This is a genomic window from Escherichia sp. SCLE84 (assembly GCF_012584495.1).
Classification (GTDB): domain Bacteria; phylum Pseudomonadota; class Gammaproteobacteria; order Enterobacterales; family Enterobacteriaceae; genus ECMA0423.
Window position 1 is genome coordinate 65,082 of record NZ_CP051433.1, and the last position, 18,735, is coordinate 83,816.

23 protein-coding genes are annotated in these 18,735 nt (G+C 50.4%); all 23 read left to right on the forward strand.

What is annotated here, in order from left to right; all coding sequences use genetic code 11:
- Positions 1 to 10 precede the first annotated feature (10 nt).
- The 23 genes from trbG to HGD79_RS26270 all read left to right on the forward strand — a co-directional run bounded on the left by trbG (position 11) and on the right by HGD79_RS26270 (position 18,729).
- Positions 11 to 262 (forward strand): conjugal transfer protein TrbG, encoded by a 252-nt coding sequence (trbG, locus tag HGD79_RS26160; RefSeq protein WP_001038341.1) that lies wholly within the window; start codon positions 11 to 13, stop codon positions 260 to 262.
- On the forward strand, positions 259 to 774 hold the full coding sequence (gene traV, locus HGD79_RS26165; RefSeq protein ID WP_000809906.1) for a type IV conjugative transfer system lipoprotein TraV: 516 nt from the start codon (positions 259 to 261) through the stop codon (positions 772 to 774). Before trbG ends, traV begins: the two co-directional genes overlap by 4 nt.
- Positions 775 to 908: 134 nt before the next feature.
- The gene (gene traR / locus HGD79_RS26170; RefSeq protein ID WP_001278689.1) at positions 909 to 1,130 is read left to right on the forward strand and encodes a conjugal transfer protein TraR; all 222 of its coding nucleotides are present in this window, start codon (positions 909 to 911) and stop codon (positions 1,128 to 1,130) included.
- A gap of 159 nt (positions 1,131 to 1,289) precedes the next feature.
- Positions 1,290 to 3,917, forward strand: a complete 2,628-nt coding sequence (gene traC, locus HGD79_RS26175) for a type IV secretion system protein TraC (protein ID WP_001064243.1) — start codon at positions 1,290 to 1,292, stop codon at positions 3,915 to 3,917.
- Entirely contained in the window at positions 3,914 to 4,300 is a 387-nt protein-coding gene (trbI, locus tag HGD79_RS26180; RefSeq protein ID WP_000214096.1) for a type-F conjugative transfer system protein TrbI, read from the forward strand. The genes traC and trbI overlap by 4 nt, the downstream gene beginning before the upstream one ends.
- Positions 4,297 to 4,929 carry a type-F conjugative transfer system protein TraW gene (traW, locus tag HGD79_RS26185; RefSeq protein WP_001203720.1) on the forward strand — a complete coding sequence of 211 codons (633 nt, stop codon included), beginning with the start codon at positions 4,297 to 4,299 and terminating at the stop codon, positions 4,927 to 4,929. The genes trbI and traW overlap by 4 nt, the downstream gene beginning before the upstream one ends.
- Positions 4,926 to 5,918 (forward strand): conjugal transfer pilus assembly protein TraU, encoded by a 993-nt coding sequence (traU, locus tag HGD79_RS26190; protein WP_000830839.1) that lies wholly within the window; start codon positions 4,926 to 4,928, stop codon positions 5,916 to 5,918. The genes traW and traU overlap by 4 nt, the downstream gene beginning before the upstream one ends.
- 25 nt (positions 5,919 to 5,943) lie before the next feature.
- Entirely contained in the window at positions 5,944 to 6,405 is a 462-nt protein-coding gene (locus HGD79_RS26195; protein WP_000277845.1) for a hypothetical protein, read from the forward strand.
- Between the two features lie 29 nt (positions 6,406 to 6,434).
- On the forward strand, positions 6,435 to 6,887 hold the full coding sequence (locus HGD79_RS26200; RefSeq protein ID WP_000069427.1) for a hypothetical protein: 453 nt from the start codon (positions 6,435 to 6,437) through the stop codon (positions 6,885 to 6,887).
- Positions 6,888 to 6,914: 27 nt separating this feature from the next.
- Positions 6,915 to 7,553 carry a type-F conjugative transfer system pilin assembly protein TrbC gene (gene trbC, locus HGD79_RS26205; RefSeq protein ID WP_001104248.1) on the forward strand — a complete coding sequence of 213 codons (639 nt, stop codon included), beginning with the start codon at positions 6,915 to 6,917 and terminating at the stop codon, positions 7,551 to 7,553.
- Positions 7,550 to 9,358, forward strand: a complete 1,809-nt coding sequence (gene traN, locus HGD79_RS26210) for a type-F conjugative transfer system mating-pair stabilization protein TraN (protein ID WP_063078212.1) — start codon at positions 7,550 to 7,552, stop codon at positions 9,356 to 9,358. The genes trbC and traN overlap by 4 nt, the downstream gene beginning before the upstream one ends.
- Before the next feature lie 26 nt (positions 9,359 to 9,384).
- A complete protein-coding gene (locus tag HGD79_RS26215; RefSeq protein WP_000864323.1) occupies positions 9,385 to 9,645 on the forward strand; it encodes a conjugal transfer protein TrbE in 261 nt (86 codons plus the stop codon).
- Positions 9,638 to 10,381 carry a type-F conjugative transfer system pilin assembly protein TraF gene (gene traF, locus HGD79_RS26220; protein ID WP_168848555.1) on the forward strand — a complete coding sequence of 248 codons (744 nt, stop codon included), beginning with the start codon at positions 9,638 to 9,640 and terminating at the stop codon, positions 10,379 to 10,381. The genes HGD79_RS26215 and traF overlap by 8 nt, the downstream gene beginning before the upstream one ends.
- 15 nt (positions 10,382 to 10,396) lie before the next feature.
- Positions 10,397 to 10,744: a conjugal transfer protein TrbA gene (gene trbA / locus HGD79_RS26225; RefSeq protein ID WP_001287893.1), complete on the forward strand. Its 348-nt coding sequence runs from the start codon at positions 10,397 to 10,399 to the stop codon at positions 10,742 to 10,744.
- 118 nt (positions 10,745 to 10,862) lie between these two features.
- Entirely contained in the window at positions 10,863 to 11,147 is a 285-nt protein-coding gene (gene traQ / locus HGD79_RS26230) for a type-F conjugative transfer system pilin chaperone TraQ (protein ID WP_000624108.1), read from the forward strand.
- Positions 11,134 to 11,679 (forward strand): type-F conjugative transfer system pilin assembly thiol-disulfide isomerase TrbB, encoded by a 546-nt coding sequence (gene trbB, locus HGD79_RS26235; protein WP_000059818.1) that lies wholly within the window; start codon positions 11,134 to 11,136, stop codon positions 11,677 to 11,679. The genes traQ and trbB overlap by 14 nt, the downstream gene beginning before the upstream one ends.
- A complete protein-coding gene (gene trbJ, locus HGD79_RS26240; protein ID WP_001384255.1) occupies positions 11,669 to 11,983 on the forward strand; it encodes a P-type conjugative transfer protein TrbJ in 315 nt (104 codons plus the stop codon). Before trbB ends, trbJ begins: the two co-directional genes overlap by 11 nt.
- Positions 11,937 to 12,329, forward strand: a complete 393-nt coding sequence (gene trbF, locus HGD79_RS26245; RefSeq protein WP_000126338.1) for an F-type conjugal transfer protein TrbF — start codon at positions 11,937 to 11,939, stop codon at positions 12,327 to 12,329. The genes trbJ and trbF overlap by 47 nt, the downstream gene beginning before the upstream one ends.
- Complete coding sequence (gene traH / locus HGD79_RS26250; RefSeq protein ID WP_000944325.1) at positions 12,316 to 13,689, forward strand: conjugal transfer pilus assembly protein TraH; 1,374 nt, start codon at positions 12,316 to 12,318, stop codon at positions 13,687 to 13,689. Before trbF ends, traH begins: the two co-directional genes overlap by 14 nt.
- A complete protein-coding gene (gene traG, locus HGD79_RS26255) occupies positions 13,686 to 16,508 on the forward strand; it encodes a conjugal transfer mating-pair stabilization protein TraG (protein WP_168848556.1) in 2,823 nt (940 codons plus the stop codon). The genes traH and traG overlap by 4 nt, the downstream gene beginning before the upstream one ends.
- A 14-nt stretch (positions 16,509 to 16,522) precedes the next feature.
- Positions 16,523 to 17,026, forward strand: a complete 504-nt coding sequence (locus HGD79_RS26260) for a hypothetical protein (protein ID WP_000605510.1) — start codon at positions 16,523 to 16,525, stop codon at positions 17,024 to 17,026.
- A gap of 31 nt (positions 17,027 to 17,057) precedes the next feature.
- Positions 17,058 to 17,789, forward strand: coding sequence for a conjugal transfer complement resistance protein TraT (traT, locus tag HGD79_RS26265; RefSeq protein ID WP_000850424.1), 732 nt, complete (start codon positions 17,058 to 17,060; stop codon positions 17,787 to 17,789).
- A 202-nt stretch (positions 17,790 to 17,991) separates the two neighbouring features.
- Complete coding sequence (locus HGD79_RS26270) at positions 17,992 to 18,729, forward strand: hypothetical protein (protein ID WP_000199900.1); 738 nt, start codon at positions 17,992 to 17,994, stop codon at positions 18,727 to 18,729.
- Positions 18,730 to 18,735: the final 6 nt, after the last annotated feature.

Here is an 18,735-nt window from a genome sequence, read left to right on the forward strand (position 1 = left end):
GAACCCTTCGATGAATAAGCTGGTTTCTGATGGCAGCGTCAAAAAAATAAATTATCCGGTGCTGTATGAGTCCGGAATAACACCTCCGTTATGTGAAGTCAGTGCACCAGAGCCTGATGCGGGTGGGAAACGCATTGTGGCATATGTTTATAAATCATCACGGAATACGGTTTTTGAAAATCCTGACATTGTAAAAACCTGTACGGTCAGGGATTTGAAGAATGATTTTGTGAACTGCGATGAGAAAGGTGAGGGACAATGAAACAGATTTCTTTATTTATTCCTCTGCTGGGGACCTTATTACTTTCCGGCTGTGCCGGAACCAGTACGGAATTTGAGTGTAACGCCACCACATCCGATACCTGTATGACGATGGAGCAGGCCAATGAGAAGGCCAAAAAACTGGAGCAGTCCTCAGAAGCAAAGCCGGTTGCGGCATCACTGCCGCGCCTGGCTGAAGGGAACTTCCGGACAATGCCGGTGCAGACCGTCACCGCGACCACTCCGTCCGGCAGCAGACCTGCGGTGACAGCACATCCGGAGCAGAAACTGCTGGCACCTCGCCCGCTGTTTACCGCTGCCCGGGAAGTGAAAACGGTTGTTCCGGTCAGTTCAGTTACGCCGGTAACACCACCTCGTCCGCTAAGAACGGGTGAGCAGACGGCAGCATTATGGATAGCGCCTTATATTGATAACCAGGATGTTTATCATCAGCCATCCAGCGTGTTTTTTGTTATTAAACCGTCTGCGTGGGGAAAACCACGTATTAATTAACTGGCCCTGAAGTTGTATATCAGCCGGCAATGCCGGCGGGCTTTCTGTATTCAAAATCTGCCTGTAAAACGAGTGCCCTGTGCGTGAAAAGGGATGGGCGGTAGCGTGTCAGAACATGTCGGGAGGAATATTCCGTGAGTGATGAAGCCGATGAAGCATATTCAGTGACAGAACAACTGACCATGACAGGAATAAACCGGATACGCCAGAAAATAAATGCTCATGGTATTCCTGTTTATCTCTGTGAAGCATGCGGAAATCCTATTCCGGAAGCCCGGCGGAAAATATTTCCCGGTGTGACGTTGTGCGTTGAATGTCAGGCGTATCAGGAAAGACAGAGAAAACATTATGCATAAGTCAGTCGCAGAACATAGTGATTTAATTCCGGATGAACATGAGTGGATATTCAGAAAACAGAAATCTTTGTATATGCGCCGGGAAATGGCGCGTTAATTACAGGTATTCCCTTCATGGCTACCGCATTTCTCGCTTTATTTTTCAACTAAGGAATTCATGTGAATAACCCACTTGAGGCCGTCACTCAGGCGGTTAACTCCCTCGTCACAGCACTGAAACTGCCTGACGAATCCGCAAAGGCCAATGAAGTTCTGGGCGAAATGAGCTTCCCGCAGTTCAGCCGTCTGCTGCCGTACCGTGATTACAACCAGGAATCCGGTCTGTTCATGAATGACACCACGATGGGCTTTATGCTGGAAGCCATCCCCATCAATGGGGCGAATGAGTCCATTGTGGAGGCCCTCGATCATATGCTGCGCACCAAACTGCCGCGCGGTATTCCGTTGTGTATCCATCTGATGTCCAGTCAGCTGGTTGGTGACAGGATTGAATACGGGCTGCGTGAGTTCTCCTGGTCTGGCGAACAGGCCGAACGGTTTAACGCCATTACCCGGGCCTATTATATGAAAGCGGCAGCGACACAGTTTCCGCTGCCGGAGGGAATGAATCTGCCCCTGACCCTGCGCCATTACCGGGTGTTTATCTCGTACTGTTCTCCCTCGAAGAAAAAAAGCCGGGCCGACATTCTGGAAATGGAAAACCTGGTGAAAATCATCCGGGCGTCGTTACAGGGGGCCAGTATCACCACACAGACGGTGGATGCACAGGCCTTTATCGATATTGTCGGGGAGATGATTAACCATAACCCGGATTCCCTGTACCCGAAAAGACGTCAGCTGGACCCGTATTCTGATCTGAATTATCAGTGTGTGGAGGACAGTTTTGATCTGAAAGTCCGGGCTGATTACCTGACGCTGGGCCTGCGTGAGAACGGCAGGAACAGCACGGCCCGCATCCTGAATTTCCATCTGGCCCGTAACCCGGAAATCGCCTTCCTGTGGAACATGGCCGACAACTACAGCAACCTGCTGAACCCGGAACTGTCCATCTCCTGTCCGTTCATCCTGACGCTGACTCTGGTGGTGGAAGACCAGGTGAAAACCCACAGCGAAGCCAACCTGAAGTACATGGACCTGGAGAAAAAGTCGAAGACCTCCTATGCCAAATGGTTTCCGTCCGTGGAGAAAGAGGCGAAGGAGTGGGGGGAACTGCGTCAGCGGCTGGGCTCCGGTCAGTCCTCCGTGGTGTCCTACTTCCTCAACATCACAGCCTTCTGCAAGGATAATAATGAAACGGCACTGGAAGTGGAGCAGGACATCCTGAACAGCTTCCGTAAAAACGGTTTTGAGCTGATTTCACCGCGCTTTAACCACATGCGCAATTTCCTGACCTGTCTGCCCTTTATGGCCGGGAAAGGGTTGTTTAAACAGCTGAAAGAGGCCGGAGTGGTACAGCGCGCAGAGAGCTTTAATGTGGCCAACCTGATGCCGTTAGTGGCGGATAACCCCCTGACACCGGCAGGTCTGCTGGCACCCACCTACCGTAACCAGCTGGCGTTTATCGATATTTTCTTCCGGGGGATGAATAACACCAACTATAACATGGCGGTCTGTGGCACCTCCGGGGCCGGTAAAACCGGGCTGATACAGCCACTTATCCGCAGCGTGCTGGACTCCGGGGGCTTTGCCGTGGTGTTCGACATGGGGGATGGCTACAAGTCCCTGTGTGAGAACATGGGGGGCGTATATCTGGACGGTGAAACCCTGCGCTTTAACCCGTTTGCGAACATCACCGATATTGACCAGTCAGCGGAGCGTGTCCGTGACCAGCTGTCGGTGATGGCCAGCCCCAACGGTAACCTGGATGAAGTGCATGAAGGTCTGCTGCTGCAGGCAGTCAGGGCATCATGGCTGGCCAAAGAGAACAGGGCACGTATTGATGACGTGGTGGATTTCCTGAAAAACGCCAGTGACAGCGAGCAGTATGCCGAGTCACCGACCATCCGCAGCCGTCTGGACGAAATGATTGTGCTGCTTGACCAGTACACTGCTAACGGCACTTATGGCCAGTATTTCAACTCCGATGAGCCGTCTCTGCGGGATGATGCGAAAATGGTGGTGCTGGAGCTGGGCGGACTGGAAGACCGTCCGTCCCTGCTGGTTGCGGTGATGTTCAGCCTTATCATTTACATTGAGAACCGGATGTACCGCACGCCGCGTAACCTCAAGAAACTGAACGTCATTGATGAAGGCTGGCGTCTGCTGGACTTCAAAAATCACAAGGTCGGTGAATTTATTGAGAAAGGCTACCGTACCGCCCGCCGTCATACCGGTGCCTATATCACCATCACACAGAACATCGTCGACTTTGACTCTGACAAGGCCTCCAGTGCGGCCCGTGCAGCATGGGGTAACTCCTCCTACAAAATTATCCTCAAACAGAGTGCGAAGGAGTTCGCGAAATACAACCAGCTGTATCCGGACCAGTTCCTGCCACTGCAGCGTGACATGATTGGTAAGTTCGGTGCGGCCAAAGATCAGTGGTTCAGTTCCTTCCTGCTGCAGGTGGAAAACCATTCCTCCTGGCACCGCCTGTTTGTGGACCCGTTAAGCCGCGCCATGTACAGCTCTGACGGCCCGGATTTTGAGTTTGTGCAGCAGAAACGTAAAGAGGGGCTGAGTATTCATGAGGCGGTGTGGCAGCTGGCGTGGAAGAAGTCAGGGCCGGAGATGGCTTCGCTGGAAGCCTGGCTGGAAGAACATGAGAAATACAGGAGTGTTGCATGACCACAACGCAAAAAACGACTGACGTTACAGCCCGTCGACGCAGCCACTGGTGGTGGACGGTGCCGGGATGCCTGGCAATGGTGTTACTGAACGCAGCCATCAGTTACGGCATTGTCAGACTGAACGCACCGGTGACTGCCGCCTTCAACATGAAACAGACCGTGGATGCGTTTTTTGACAGCGCCAGTCAGAAACAACTGTCAGAAGCACAGTCAAAAGCCCTTTCAGCGCGTTTTAACACGGCACTGGAAGCCAGCCTGCAGGCATGGCAGCAGAAACACCACGCGGTCATTCTGGTGTCGCCTGCCGTGGTACAGGGGGCTCCGGATATCACCCGGGAAATCCAGCAGGATATCGCCCGGCGAATGAGGGCGGAGCCATGAGATGCCGGGGGCTGATTGCCCTGCTGATATGGGGGCAGAGTGTGGCCGCCGCCGATCTTGGTACCTGGGGCGATCTGTGGCCGGTAAAGGAGCCGGACATGCTGACGGTGATCATGCAGCGCCTGACGGCACTGGAGCAGTCCGGTGAGATGGGCCGGAAAATGGATGCCTTTAAGGAGCGGGTGATCCGCAACAGTCTGCGGCCCCCTGCCGTGCCCGGTATCGGACGCACGGAGAAATACGGCAGCCGGTTGTTTGACCCGTCCGTCAGACTGGCTGCGGATATCCGGGATAACGAAGGGCGGGTGTTTGCCCGTCAGGGTGAAGTGATGAATCCGCTGCAGTATGTTCCTTTTAACCAGACGCTGTATTTCATCAATGGCGATGATCCGGCGCAGGTGGCCTGGATGAAACGCCAGACGCCGCCCACACTGGAGAGCAAAATTATCCTCGTGCAGGGCAGTATCCCGGAGATGCAGAAGTCTCTGGACAGCCGTGTTTACTTTGACCAGAACGGTGTGCTCTGCCAGCGCCTCGGCATTGATCAGGTCCCGGCACGGGTGAGCGCCGTTCCCGGCGATCGCTTCCTGAAGGTGGAATTTATTCCGGCAGAGGAGGGCAGAAAATGAAGCGAAGCCTGTGGCTGCTGATGTTATTCCTTCTCGCCGGTCATGTCCCTGCAGCGTCTGCGGATTCTGCCTGTGAGGGGCGTTTTGTAAACCCGATCACGGATATCTGCTGGAGCTGTATTTTCCCGCTCTCGCTGGGCAGTATCAAAGTCAGTCAGGGTAAGGTCCCCGACACGGCGAACCCGTCGATGCCCATTCAGATTTGTCCGGCACCGCCGCCGCTGTTCAGGCGTATCGGGCTGGCCATTGGTTACTGGGAGCCGATGGCGCTGACGGACGTCACCCGATCACCGGGATGCATGGTTAACCTGGGCTTCAGCCTGCCGGCTTTTGGTAAAACAGCACAGGGAACGGCGAAAAAGGATGAGAAGCAGGTGAACGGGGCGTTCTATCACGTTCACTGGTACAAATACCCGCTGACGTACTGGCTTAACATCATCACATCGCTGGGCTGTCTGGAAGGTGGTGACCTGGATATCGCTTATCTTTCTGAAATCGACCCCACCTGGACGGACAGCAGCCTGACCACCATTCTCAACCCGGAAGCTGTCATCTTTGCCAATCCGATAGCACAGGGAGCCTGCGCAGCAGATGCGATTGCCAGCGCCTTTAATATGCCTCTCGATGTTCTGTTCTGGTGTGCCGGTTCGCAGGGCAGTATGTACCCGTTCAATGGCTGGGTGAGTAATGAGTCCAGTCCGTTGCAGTCCTCCCTGCTGGTCAGTGAACGCATGGCGTTCAAGCTGCACCGTCAGGGCATGATTATGGAAACCATCGGGAAAAATAACGCCGTCTGTAATGAATATCCGTCCCCAATCCTGCCCAAAGAACGCTGGCGTTACCAGATGGTGAATATGTACCCGGACAGCGGACAGTGCCATCCGTTCGGGCGCAGTGTGACCCGCTGGGAAACCGGGAAAAATCCGCCCAATACAAAGAAAAACTTCGGCTACCTGATGTGGCGTAAACGTAACTGTGTCTTCCTGTAAAACTACTAATTCTGAAGGATTTTTTATGTATAAACAGGCAACAGAATTAATGCTGAACTTTAAAGACCGCATTCTGATTAAGGGGGAAGAAGATACCGGCAAGTCAACTCTCCTGACTGAAATAAGAATCAGTGATAGTGATTCCCGGTATTACAACTTTAAAACTCTTAACTCTGCGGGGTACAACCGGCTTTGTGATGAAAATATTGATAATTTTGATTTTCTGAATACACCTGAAAAGACGTTAATCCTTGATGGAGTCAGGCTGTGTGAAAAGAAAATGACATCAAAAGTTATCAGGTTAATTAAACAGGCCAGAAAATATCATAAACGCCTGGTTGTGGTTGCAGACTCATGTGAGTCTGAGTTTATCGAACTGTTGTTTGATGGTGTTATTGCATTGTCCTTCAATTCTGACAGAGAAAGGAGTTGCAATGTTTATACGCCATCAAGGCATCGTAATACAGATAATATTTATGCCAGGTAAATGTGTAAACAAAAACAGAGGAGGGTGTAATGAGTAATAATATAAAATATGGCTCCAGAATACTTGATATGGGTGTTCTGCTGGAGATGAAAGCGCTTGTGAATGCAAATGGTGGTGTGTCACGGTGCATTATGGAGTGTCGGCAGCTTGCCTGTGAGGTCCGTCATTCGCAACAATTACTGGATAAGCTGTCATGTATTGACGACTGGTTGTGCCGGTTTTCCTCAATAATGTATCACCGTTTTGATAAAGAACAGATTCAGTGGCGGGAGGATGTGGACAGGGATTATCCCAGAGAAAAGGTTTATATTTTCAGTCCCGATAATGTCTCCGTCCATAATAATGATATTAAAGACTCTGCCAATAACACATCAGGAATAACCGTGTCGATTACAGCCAGTAAAATATGCGCAGGTCAGAAAGAGTTTGATGCTTTTTTAAAACTGGCAGAAAAATTGAGAGAAAACCCTACGGGTAATTAAATTGTAACAATGCCATCAGGATATATCATGAACTGGAAAACATTTGCGCTTTTTGCCCTGACTGCAGGAATGCATATCACTGTTCATGCCTCAGACAATGTGAACACTCCTGAAAACCGCCAGTTCCTGAAGCAGCAGGAAAATTTAAGCAGACAACTGCGTGAAAAACCTGACCATCAGCTGAAGGCCTGGGCGGAGAAACAGGTGCTGGAGAACCCCCTTCAGCGTTCAGATAACCATTTCCTGGATGAGCTGGTTCGTAAACAGCAGGCTTCGCAGGACGGGAAACCCCGGCAGGGGGCCCTGTATTTTGTGTCGTTTTCCATTCCCGAAGAGGGGCTGAAACGGATGCTGGGCGAAACCCGGCACTACGGTATACCCGCCACACTGCGGGGCATGGTGAACAATGACCTGAAGACCACCGCTGAAGCCGTGCTGTCCCTGGTGAAAGACGGCGCGACTGATGGTGTTCAGATCGACCCGACGCTGTTTTCACAGTACGGCATTCGCAGTGTACCGGCACTGGTGGTGTTCTGCAGTCAGGGATACGACATCATCCGGGGAAACCTGCGGGTCGGCCAGGCGCTGGAGAAAGTGGCCGCCACGGGTGACTGCCGGCAGGTGGCTCATGATTTACTGGCAGGGAAAGGAGATTCCGGGAAATGAAACGTATTTTACCTCTGATACTGGCTCTGGTTGCCGGCATGGCACTGGCTGACAGCAACAGTGATTACCGGGCCGGCTCTGATTTTGCTCACCAGATCAAAGGACAGGGAAGCAGCAGTATTCAGGGCTTTAAGCCACAGGAGAGTATCCCCGGCTATAACGCGAATCCGGACGAGACAAAATATTACGGTGGCGTGACTGCCGGCGGGGATAGCGGCCTGAAAAATGACGGCACCACGGAATGGGCGACCGGTGAAACCGGAAAAACCATTACAGAGTCATTCATGAACAAGCCGAAAGACATTCTTTCACCGGATGCACCGTTTATCCAGACCGGCAGGGATGTGGTGAACCGGGCTGACAGCATTGTGGGAAACACCGGGCAGCAGTGCAGTGCGCAGGAGATTAGCCGGAGTGAATACACGAATTACACCTGTGAGCGGGATTTACAGGTGGAGCAGTACTGCACACGAACTGCCCGTATGGAGCTGCAGGGGAGTACCACATGGGAAACCCGGACGCTGGAGTATGAAATGAGTCAGCTACCTGCACGTGAAGTGAATGGTCAGTATGTTGTCTCCATTACCTCTCCCGTTACCGGTGAAATTGTCGATGCGCATTACAGCTGGAGTCGTACTTACCTGCAGAAGAGTGTACCTATGACAATTACAGTACTGGGAACCCCACTGAGCTGGAATGCCAAATACTCAGCAGATGCCTCATTTACACCAGTACAGAAAACACTGACTGCCGGTGTTGCTTTTACGTCATCTCACCCCGTCCGGGTCGGGAATACAAAATTCAAACGTCATACGGCAATGAAGCTGCGTCTGGTTGTCAGGGTAAAAAAAGCCTCGTACACCCCGTATGTTGTCTGGTCTGAAAGCTGCCCGTTCAGCAAGGAGCTGGGGAAACTGACAAAAACAGAATGTACGGAGGCTGGCGGGAACAGGACGCTGGTGAAAGACGGTCAGTCATACAGCATGTACCAGAGCTGCTGGGCATACCGGGACACGTATGTCACACAGTCAGCAGACAAGGGAACCTGTCAGACCTACACCGACAATCCTGCCTGTACCCTGGTGTCACACCAGTGCGCCTTTTACTCCGAAGAAGGTGCCTGTCTGCATGAATATGCCACGTACTCCTGTGAGTCAAAAACATCCGGGAAAGTGATGGTCTGTGGGGGAGACGTCTTCTGTCTCGATGGCGAATGCGATAAGGCTCAGAGCGGGCAGAGTAATGATTTTGCCGAAGCCGTTTCTCAGCTGGCGGCACTGGCCGCAGCAGGTAAGGATGTTGCGGCGCTGAACGGGGTGGATGTCCGTGCTTTCACCGGTCAGGCGAAATTTTGTAAGAAGGCTGCAGCCGGATACAGCAACTGCTGTAAGGACAGCGGCTGGGGACAGGATATCGGGCTGGCCAAATGCAGCAGTGATGAAAAAGCCCTGGCTAAAGCAAAATCAAACAAACTGACCGTCAGTGTCGGAGAGTTCTGTTCGAAGAAAGTGCTGGGTGTCTGCCTGGAGAAAAAACGCAGTTACTGTCAGTTTGATTCGAAGCTGGCGCAGATAGTCCAGCAGCAGGGGCGCAACGGTCAGCTGCGTATCAGTTTTGGCAGTGCGAAGCATCCTGACTGTCGGGGGATTACGGTTGATGAGCTGCAGAAAATTCAGTTCGACAGACTGGATTTCACTAACTTCTACGAAGACCTGATGAATAACCAGAAAATCCCGGACAGTGGTGTTCTGACGCAGAAAGTGAAAGAGCAGATTGCTGACCAGCTGAAACAGGCAGGACAGTAAGGTATGGAAAATAACCGGGGAAAATGATGAAAGTCATATTCACGTCGAACCGTTTTATTGATTTTCTTATCCGGCTTTTGATTACAGCGATTGTCATTTCCCCGGTAATTATCTGGTCGTGGGATACGGTAAAAGAAACCACTGCAGGTGAGATACTTGCTGCTGCTTTCGTTATTTTTTACTCCGGTGTGCTCCTGTTTATTCTGTATTTTTGTTTTTCTGCCCTGACTGACCTGCAGAAACCTGATGATGAAAGAAAAAGTGATGAAAGGAATGAAGATGAATAAAGCATTACTGCCACTGTTACTCTGCTGCTTTATTTTTCCGGCGTCAGGAAAAGATGCAGGCTGGCAGTGGTATAACGAGAAAATAAATCCGAAGGAAAAAGAAAATAAACCAGTACCTGCAGCCCCCCGTCAGGAGCCGGACATTATACAGAAACTGGCCGCACTGCAGACGGCAACAAAGCGGGCGCTGTACGAAGCTATTCTGTATCCCGGCGTGGATAATTTTGTGAAATATTTCCGGCTGCAGAATTACTGGACTCAGCAGGCCGGGCTTTTCACCATGAGCGCCAAAAAAGCCATGCTGGCGCATCCCGAACTGGACTATAACCTGCAGTACAGCCATTACAACGGCACGGTCCGGAACCAGCTGGCGGCAGACCAGGTGCAGCAGCGACAGGCCATTGCGAAACTGGCTGAACACTACGGCATCATGTTCTTTTACCGGGGGCAGGACCCCATCGACGGGCAGCTGGCGCAGGTCATTAATGGCTTCAGGGATACCTATGGTCTGAGTGTTATTCCCGTTTCCGTGGATGGTGTGATTAATCCGCTGTTGCCGGATTCCCGGACTGACCAGGGGCAGGCGCAGCGCCTCGGCGTGAAATATTTCCCGGCCATGATGCTGGTTGACCCGAAACAGGGCAGTGTTCGTCCGTTATCATACGGTTTTATTTCGCAGGACGACCTGGCAAAACAGTTCCTGAACGTTTCTGAAGATTTTAAACCCAATTTTTAATCGCGGATTTGATTTATGAGTGAAGATTATTTGAAACTGTTTACAGGTGTTGTTCTGTTAATATTTGTCATTATTGCCGGTTATTTCTTTTCTGAGCGTAATGACAGGAAAATGTTTCTCCTGAGTTCGCTGGTTTTCCTTGTTATTAATATCGCGTGTTTATATGTGCTGACTGCCAGTCTCTGGTTTCTGTGTGGTGCAATTATGAATCAGGGCGCAGCAATGGTTGTTCCAATGGTTATTGGCTCATTACCGAACGTTACGAGCTTCGACGGATTCAGAAGAATATTTATCTGTATTATGTTGTCATCAGTATGGTCCGGAGTGATGTGGTTTTTTATAAGGGGGCTTATGACAGGCTAAGTCATATAAAACGGTAATAAAAACCATACAAAATAATGAGGTTGATCTGATTAATATCACACAAACGCGAATATTACAGACATAAATACTCTCATGTAAATAATAACCGGAGTTTAACATGATAAGTAAACGCAGATTCTCTTTACCCCGGCTTGATATTACGGGAATGTGGGTATTTTCCCTGGGTGTCTGGTTTCATATCGTCGCCCGTCTTGTTTACAGCAAACCCTGGATGGCTTTTTTTCTGGCGGAGCTGATTGCGGCCATCCTTGTGCTGTTCGGCGCATACCAGGTGCTGGATGCATGGATTGCCCGTGTCAGCCGGGAAGAGCGTGAGGCACTGGAAGCCAGGCAACAGGCCATGATGGCAGAGCAGCAGGAGGGCGGACATGTCTCTCACTAAATTACTGCCGGTCATTTTGTTGATGATGGCCACAGGTGTGCAGGCCTCCACCCGGGATGAAATTGAACGACTCTGGAATCCGCAGGGTATGGCCGCGCAGCCTGCACAACCGGCAGCAGACACGTCAGCCAGGACAGAAAAGCCGGCTCCCCGCTGGTTCCGCCTCAGTAATGGCAGGCAGGTTAACCTGGCCGACTGGAAGGTGGTGCTGTTTATGCAGGGGCATTGCCCTTACTGTCACCAGTTTGACCCGGTACTGAAACAGCTGGCACAGCAGTACGGCTTTTCCGTTTTTCCCTACACACTGGATGGTCAGGGGGATACCGCCTTTCCGGAGGCATTGCCGGTGCCACCGGACGTAATGCAGACCTTCTTCCCGAATATCCCGGTGGCCACACCGACCACCTTCCTGGTCAACGTCAACACGCTTGAGGCATTACCGCTTTTACAGGGGGCAACGGATGCCGCCGGTTTTATGGCGCGGATGGATACCGTTCTGCAGATGTACAGAGGAAAAAAAGGTGCGAAATAAGCAGGTGGTGTTACTCATTGCCGGAATATCCGGCATCGCGACGGGAATAATCGTCAGCCTGAATATCCCCTTTATCCGTCAGGGGCTTTTTTATCCCGCCAGCCCTGTAGAAATAGTCGTTTCGCTGTGTCTTACCTTTTCTGTTTCTGTTGTGTTTTTTGTGGGGGCAATTGTGGGATGGATTTTGGTGTCTGAAATATATTACAGCCGCATGACCGGTCTGAATGAATCATCAGTAATATCAGAGGAAACTTATAATGACAGCAAACAAAAAGAATCAGGAATTCAAAATCAGAAAAATTAGACGGAATATTGAGTATAGTTTCAGGGATTCTGACAGATATTTTGATTTGTTTATTGTTTTCCTTGTTGCCGGAATTGTTTTATGGGCAGTTATGCACGTTATTTTCGATGTCTGTATTGATTCATGGATGGCCGACCCGAAATTACTTAATTTCCAGTATATGTGGAATGTTCTGATGAAAGTCATTCCGTTTACGTTATGGGCGCTGGCAGCAGGGTTTCTTGTTACATTTTTTCTGTCCCCAATGTGCGAATTAATATTCGGAAATATCATGATATTCCTGCTGAAACGCCGTATGCGCCGGGAGAACACATTAAGGGAGGGCAGCAATAATGCTTCGCATTAAGCCTCTTTTTATTCTTTGTGCCGCCTTACTGACGGTGACGCCTGCAGCGTCAGCGGATGTGAACAGCGACATGAATCAGTTCTTTAACAAGCTGGGCTTCGCCTCCAATACCACACAGTCGGGCGTCTGGCAGGGGCAGGCTGCCGGCTATGCTTACGGCGGCTCCCTGTATGCCCGTACTCAGGTCAAAAATGTTCAGCTGATTTCCATGACGCTGCCGGATATCAATGCCGGATGTGGCGGCATCGATGCCTACCTCGGTTCGTTCAGTTTTATTAATGGCGAGCAGCTGCAGCGTTTTGTTAAGCAGATTATGAGCAATGCTGCCGGTTACTTTTTTGACCTTGCCCTGCAGACAACGGTGCCGGAAATTAAAACCGCAAAAGACTTCCTGCAGAAAATGGCAAGCGACATTAACAGTATGAACCTCAGTTCCTGCCAGGCGGCGCAGGGGATTATCGGCGGGCTTTTCCCCCGGACGCAGGTGTCCCAGCAAAAAGTCTGTCAGGACATTGCCGGTGAGAGCAATATTTTTGCTGACTGGGCGGCTTCCCGGCAGGGATGTACCGTTGGCGGGAAATCTGACAGCGTCAGGGATAAAGCCAGCGACAAGGATAAGGAGCGGGTGACCAAAAACATTAACATCATGTGGAATGCGCTTTCCAAAAACAGAATGTTTGACGGCAACAAAGAGCTGAAAGAGTTTGTGATGACGCTGACCGGCTCACTGGTGTTTGGTCCCAACGGCGAAATCACACCGCTGTCGGCCAGAACCACTGACCGCTCAATTATCCGGGCTATGATGGAAGGCGGCACAGCAAAAATTTATCACTGCAACGATTCTGATAAATGCCTGAAAGTGGTGGCAGACACACCGGTGACCATCAGCCGGGATAATGCACTGAAGTCTCAGATTACTAAACTTCTGGCCAGCATTCAGAACAAGGCGGTCAGTGACACGCCTCTGGATGACAAGGAAAAAGGCTTTATTTCCAGTACCACCATCCCCGTCTTCAAATACCTGGTTGACCCGCAGATGCTCGGTGTTTCCAACAGTATGATTTACCAGCTGACGGACTATATCGGTTACGACATCCTGCTGCAGTACATTCAGGAGCTGATACAGCAGGCCCGGGCGATGGTGGCCACAGGAAATTATGACGAAGCAGTTATCGAACATATTAACGACAACATGAATGATGCCACCCGGCAGATTGCGGCGTTTCAGTCACAGGTGCAGGTACAGCAGGATGCGCTGCTGGTTGTCGATCGTCAGATGAGCTACATGCGTCAGCAGCTTTCCGCCCGCATGCTCAGTCGTTACCAGAACAACTATCACTTCGGAGGGAGCACGCTGTGAATGAAGTTTATGTGATTGCCGGTGGTGAGTGGTTGCGGAATAACCTGAACGCCATTGCCGCCTTTATGGGAACCAGGACGTGGGATTCCATTGAAAAAATTGCGCTCACATTGTCTGTTCTCGCGGTGGCCGTGATGTGGGTACAGCGGCACAACGTGATGGATTTGCTGGGCTGGGTGGCCGTGTTTGTGCTTATCAGCCTGCTGGTTAATGTCCGCACATCGGTGCAGATTATTGATAACAGTGACCTGGTCAAAGTTCACCGGGTGGATAATGTGCCGGTCGGACTGGCGATGCCACTTTCACTGACGACCCGTATCGGGCATGCAATGGTGGCCAGTTACGAGATGATCTTCACGCAACCGGACAGTGTCACCTACAGCAAAACGGGGATGCTGTTTGGCGCAGAACTGGTATCAAAAAGCACCGACTTTTTGTCCCGTAATCCGGAAATCGCCAATCTTTTCCAGGATTATGTGCAGAACTGCGTGATGGGGGATATTTACCTGAACCACAAATACACGCTGGAGGAACTGATGGCCTCCGCTGATCCTTACACGCTGATTTTTTCCCGCCCCAGTCCGCTGCGGGGCGTTTATGACAGCAATAATAATTTCGTGACCTGTAAGGACGCGTCGGTTTCGCTGAAAGACAAGCTGAATCTGGACACACAGAGTGGCGGAAAAACATGGCATTATTATGCCCAGCAGCTATTTGGTGGACGCCCTGATCCGAACCTGTTGTTCAGTACGCTGATTGGCGACAGTTATAGTTACTTCTATGGCTCAAGTAAATCAGCCAGCCAGATCATCCGCCAGAATGTCACCATCAATGCGCTGAAGGAGGGGATCACCAGTTATGCCGCACGTAATGGTGATTCGGCCAGCCTGGTGAATCTGGCCACCACATCATCGATGGAGAAGCAACGTCTGGCACATGTCTCCATCGGTCATGTGGCGATGCGGACACTGCCCATGACGCAGACCATCCTGACGGGGATCGCCATCGGTATTTTCCCGCTCCTGGTACTGGCGGCTGTCTTCAACAAACTGACGCTGTCCGTCCTGAAAGGCTATGTGTTTGCCCTGATGTGGTTGCAGTCATGGCCAATGTTGTACGCCATTCTGAACAGCGCCATGACATTTTATGCAAAGCAGAATGGTGCACCGGTGGTGCTCTCGGAAATTTCACAGATACAGCTGAAATGCTCCGATCTGGCTTCCACTGCCGGGTATCTTTCCATGATGATCCCGCCATTATCCTGGATGATGGTCAGGGGGCTCGGGGCAGGATTTTCCAGTGTGTACAGCCATTTCGCTTCCTCTGCTATCAGTCCGACCGCCAGTGCAGCAGGCAGTGTGGTTGACGGTAATTACTCCTACGGCAACATGCAGACGGAGAACGTTAACGGCTTCAGCTGGAGCACCAACAGCACCACGTCGTTTGGTCAGATGATGTACCAGACCGGCAGTGGCGCAACCGCCACACAGACCCGTGACGGTAATATGGTGATGGATGCAAGCGGAGCGATGTCCCGGTTACCGGTCGGCATCAATGCAACGCGTCAGATTGCGGCGGCACAACAGGAAATGGCCCGAGAAGCATCGAACAGAGCAGAAAGTGCCCTGCATGGGTTCAGCAGCAGTATTGCCAGTGCCTGGAACACGCTCAGTCAGTTTGGTTCTAACCGGGGGAGCAGTGATTCTGTCACCGGTGGTGCTGACAGCACGATGAGTGCTCAGGACTCCATGATGGCCAGCCGTATGCGCAGCGCAGTGGAAAGCTATGCGAAGGCGCATAATATCAGTAATGAGCAGGCGACAAGAGAACTGGCATCAAGAAGTACGAGAGGTTCTGCGGGGATGTATGGCGATGCTCATGCTGAATGGGGGGTTAAACCTAAAATTCTTGGTGTTGGTGGTGGCGTAGGTGTTAGAGGTGGTGGTCGGGCAAGTATTGACTGGAGTGATGAGGATGCGCATCAGGCCAGCAGTGGTTCACGGGCCAGCCATGATGCTCGCCATGATATCGATGCCAGGGCTACACAAGACTTTAAAGAGGCCAGCGATTACTTTACCAGTCGCAAGGTCAGTGAATCCGGCAGCCATACGGACAATAATGCCGATTCCCGTGTGGACCAGCTGTCTGCAGCCCTGAACTCAGCAAAACAGAGTTACGACCAGTACACGACGAATATGACCCGCAGCCATGAATATGCTGAAATGGCATCCCGTACTGAAAGCATGAGTGGGCAGATGAGTGAAGACCTGTCGCAACAGTTTGCACAGTATGTGATGAAACACGCGCCGCAGGATGCCGAAGCTATTCTGACAAACACCAGTTCACCGGAGATTGCAGAACGCCGTCGGGCTATGGCGTGGTCTTTTGTTCAGGAACAGGTGCAGCCTGGTGTTGATAATGCCTGGCGTGAATCCCGTGGGGACATCGGTAAAGGAATGGAGAGCGTACCTTCGGGGGGTGGCAGCCAGGATATTATTGCTGATCATCAGGGGCATCAGGCCATTATTGAGCAAAGAACGCAGGACAGTAATATCCGTAATGATGTAAAACATCAGGTTGATAATATGGTCACAGAATACCGAGGCAATATCGGAGATACTCAGAGCAGCATACGTGGCGAAGAAAATATTGTAGGAAGACAGTATTCTGAACTACAAAATCACCATAAAACAGAGGCATTATCTCAGTATAATAAATATAATGAAGAAAAATCGGGTCAGGAAAGAATGCCCGGGGCTGACAGTCCACAGGAACTGATGAAAAGAGCAAAGGAGTATCAGGATAAGCACAAGCAATAATATTGTATGGGGAGATGATAATGAAAAATTTAGCTCATATTGCTCTGGTGACGGTGATACAGTTCATTGCCTGTTATCTGGCTGATTGGGGGAGTGCCGAAACAGTTTTTATCCTGTGCTTTATTGTACTATGGCAGGGATTGTTTATATGGTTATTTTCTCAAATACGAAAAAAACGGCATGTGTCGGATGAGTTTAAATTCAGTAAAGGCGTTTGGTATATACTGATGCCAGTATCTTCCTTACTCTCTCCGTTATTAAGCCTGATGGTTTTTATCATTGGTACACTATACGAATTAAGGCGAATTAGTGGTTGTGTAAGTGTAAGAGAATGGATGCAATCTCAGGTAAATGAACAAACTAATGAAGATTTGCATCTGGATTTTGATGATGTGAATTTTGATTATGTGGATTTTTATCGTACTAATCCGGCAACAGGATTAGCTATGCATGGAGGATTTGATTCAGCAGGAAATACTTTTGGGACTTGTTGGCAGGACTATGATGACAGGCGATAAGAAAACTGTGGTTTGTAATAAAGGTAATTTGATGAAAACAAAAAAATTGATGATGGTTGCACTGGTCAGTTCCACTCTGGCCCTTTCAGGGTGTGGTGCGATGAGCACAGCAATCAAGAAGCGTAACCTTGAGGTGAAGACTCAGATGAGTGAGACCATCTGGCTTGAACCCGCCAGCGAACGCACGGTATTTCTGCAGATCAAAAACACGTCTGATAAAGACATGAGTGGGCTGCAGGGCAAAATTGCTGATGCTGTGAAAGCAAAAGGATATCAGGTGGTGACTTCTCCGGATAAAGCCTACTACTGGATTCAGGCGAATGTGCTGAAGGCCGATAAGATGGATCTGCGGGAATCTCAGGGATGGCTGAACCGTGGTTATGAAGGCGCAGCAGTTGGTGCAGCGTTAGGTGCCGGTATCACCGGATATAATTCCAGTTCTGCCGGTGCCACACTCGGTGTGGGCCTTGCTGCCGGTCTGGTGGGTATGGCTGCAGATGCGATGGTGGAAGATGTGAACTATACCATGATCACGGATGTGCAGATTGCAGAGCGTACTAAGGCAACGGTGACAACGGACAATGTTGCCGCCCTGCGTCAGGGCACATCAGGTGCGAAAATTCAGACCAGTACTGAAACAGGTAACCAGCATAAATACCAGACCCGTGTGGTCTCAAATGCGAACAAGGTTAACCTGAAATTTGAAGAGGCGAAGCCTGTTCTCGAAGACCAGTTGGCCAAATCAATCGCAAATATTCTCTGAACCTCGTCAGGAGGCTGGTCTGACCGGCCTCCTTGCTGACGCCTCGCGTTGCTCGTTGTCCAACCCCGGGATGTAACAAAATAAATTTTGTCACCTCCCGGCGTTTCCGAAATAAATATGAAAACACTGAGCGGTTGTGCAAATTCTTTGTGCGACCGTGAAGTGTTGCCGGCGAAGCCGGGATCTTCCGGAGAAAGTCATTATGACATCAGACAATATCGCTGAATATGTTGGTGAGAATAATCAATTTACTGAGAAGCCTGTAACTGAATACCCCCCGGTGATACAGGATAATACAGTGACCACTAAAGACTATCTGTACAGCAATAATATTGATACTGACCTTTTAGTGGTTATCGGAGGGCTTATTGTTATATTGTTTCTCATGATGCTTATCATGTACTTTATTAATTCTCTCAGGCATAAGGAATTAACTGAAATACTGGAAAAAATATCTTTTCCTGAAAAATCCGGGAGCAATTTGCTTAAACCGGAGGCGGTCAGCTGTAATTTGTTGTCCCTGTGTGTGCTGGCACCGGTATTCTGTACACCCAAAAAGCTGGCTGAAGTTTCCAGGGAGATCATCGTGGCGAGTGCGCAGGAAATTGCATGGACGCCGGGGAGCAGTCGTATTGATGGCCACCAGGCGGAGAATATCACCTGGGCGATTTCATCGCAGTCTCCTGCCGATAAGTATGATCTCATCAATAAAACGTCCCGTGTTTCTCCTGACAGTGGCCGTTTTTATGAACCGGACACAGTTCTGGATCACCGTGAACGGGTACGCCTTTTTATTCAGATCCAGTTTCCGCATGGGAGTGACTGGTCTGAAGTATTGCGCCTGACTGACATTGTTACAGAGAAGGTCTCTTCCGGCAGGGCTGCAGGCGGGTATCACCACCGGCATAAAGGGTACACCTGGTCTGTTTCTGTGAATTAACCCCAC

Excerpts from the sequence above, each read along its gene's own strand:
- traQ (WP_000624108.1), top strand. The coding sequence starts at position 10,863 with ATGATAAGTAAACGCAGATTCTCTTTACCCCGGCTTGATATTACGGGA.
- trbG (WP_001038341.1), top strand. The coding sequence starts at position 11 with ATGAATAAGCTGGTTTCTGATGGCAGCGTCAAAAAAATAAATTATCCG.
- HGD79_RS26215 (WP_000864323.1), top strand. The coding sequence starts at position 9,385 with ATGAAAGTCATATTCACGTCGAACCGTTTTATTGATTTTCTTATCCGG.
- traT (WP_000850424.1), top strand. The coding sequence starts at position 17,058 with ATGAAAACAAAAAAATTGATGATGGTTGCACTGGTCAGTTCCACTCTG.
- HGD79_RS26195 (WP_000277845.1), top strand. The coding sequence starts at position 5,944 with ATGTATAAACAGGCAACAGAATTAATGCTGAACTTTAAAGACCGCATT.
- traN (WP_063078212.1), top strand. The coding sequence starts at position 7,550 with ATGAAACGTATTTTACCTCTGATACTGGCTCTGGTTGCCGGCATGGCA.
- traF (WP_168848555.1), top strand. The coding sequence starts at position 9,638 with ATGAATAAAGCATTACTGCCACTGTTACTCTGCTGCTTTATTTTTCCG.
- traU (WP_000830839.1), top strand. The coding sequence starts at position 4,926 with ATGAAGCGAAGCCTGTGGCTGCTGATGTTATTCCTTCTCGCCGGTCAT.
- HGD79_RS26260 (WP_000605510.1), top strand. The coding sequence starts at position 16,523 with ATGATAATGAAAAATTTAGCTCATATTGCTCTGGTGACGGTGATACAG.
- trbF (WP_000126338.1), top strand. The coding sequence starts at position 11,937 with ATGACAGCAAACAAAAAGAATCAGGAATTCAAAATCAGAAAAATTAGA.
- traV (WP_000809906.1), top strand. The coding sequence starts at position 259 with ATGAAACAGATTTCTTTATTTATTCCTCTGCTGGGGACCTTATTACTT.
- trbI (WP_000214096.1), top strand. The coding sequence starts at position 3,914 with ATGACCACAACGCAAAAAACGACTGACGTTACAGCCCGTCGACGCAGC.
- HGD79_RS26270 (WP_000199900.1), top strand. The coding sequence starts at position 17,992 with ATGACATCAGACAATATCGCTGAATATGTTGGTGAGAATAATCAATTT.
- trbB (WP_000059818.1), top strand. The coding sequence starts at position 11,134 with ATGTCTCTCACTAAATTACTGCCGGTCATTTTGTTGATGATGGCCACA.
- trbC (WP_001104248.1), top strand. The coding sequence starts at position 6,915 with ATGAACTGGAAAACATTTGCGCTTTTTGCCCTGACTGCAGGAATGCAT.
- trbA (WP_001287893.1), top strand. The coding sequence starts at position 10,397 with ATGAGTGAAGATTATTTGAAACTGTTTACAGGTGTTGTTCTGTTAATA.
- traH (WP_000944325.1), top strand. The coding sequence starts at position 12,316 with ATGCTTCGCATTAAGCCTCTTTTTATTCTTTGTGCCGCCTTACTGACG.
- traW (WP_001203720.1), top strand. The coding sequence starts at position 4,297 with ATGAGATGCCGGGGGCTGATTGCCCTGCTGATATGGGGGCAGAGTGTG.
- HGD79_RS26200 (WP_000069427.1), top strand. The coding sequence starts at position 6,435 with ATGAGTAATAATATAAAATATGGCTCCAGAATACTTGATATGGGTGTT.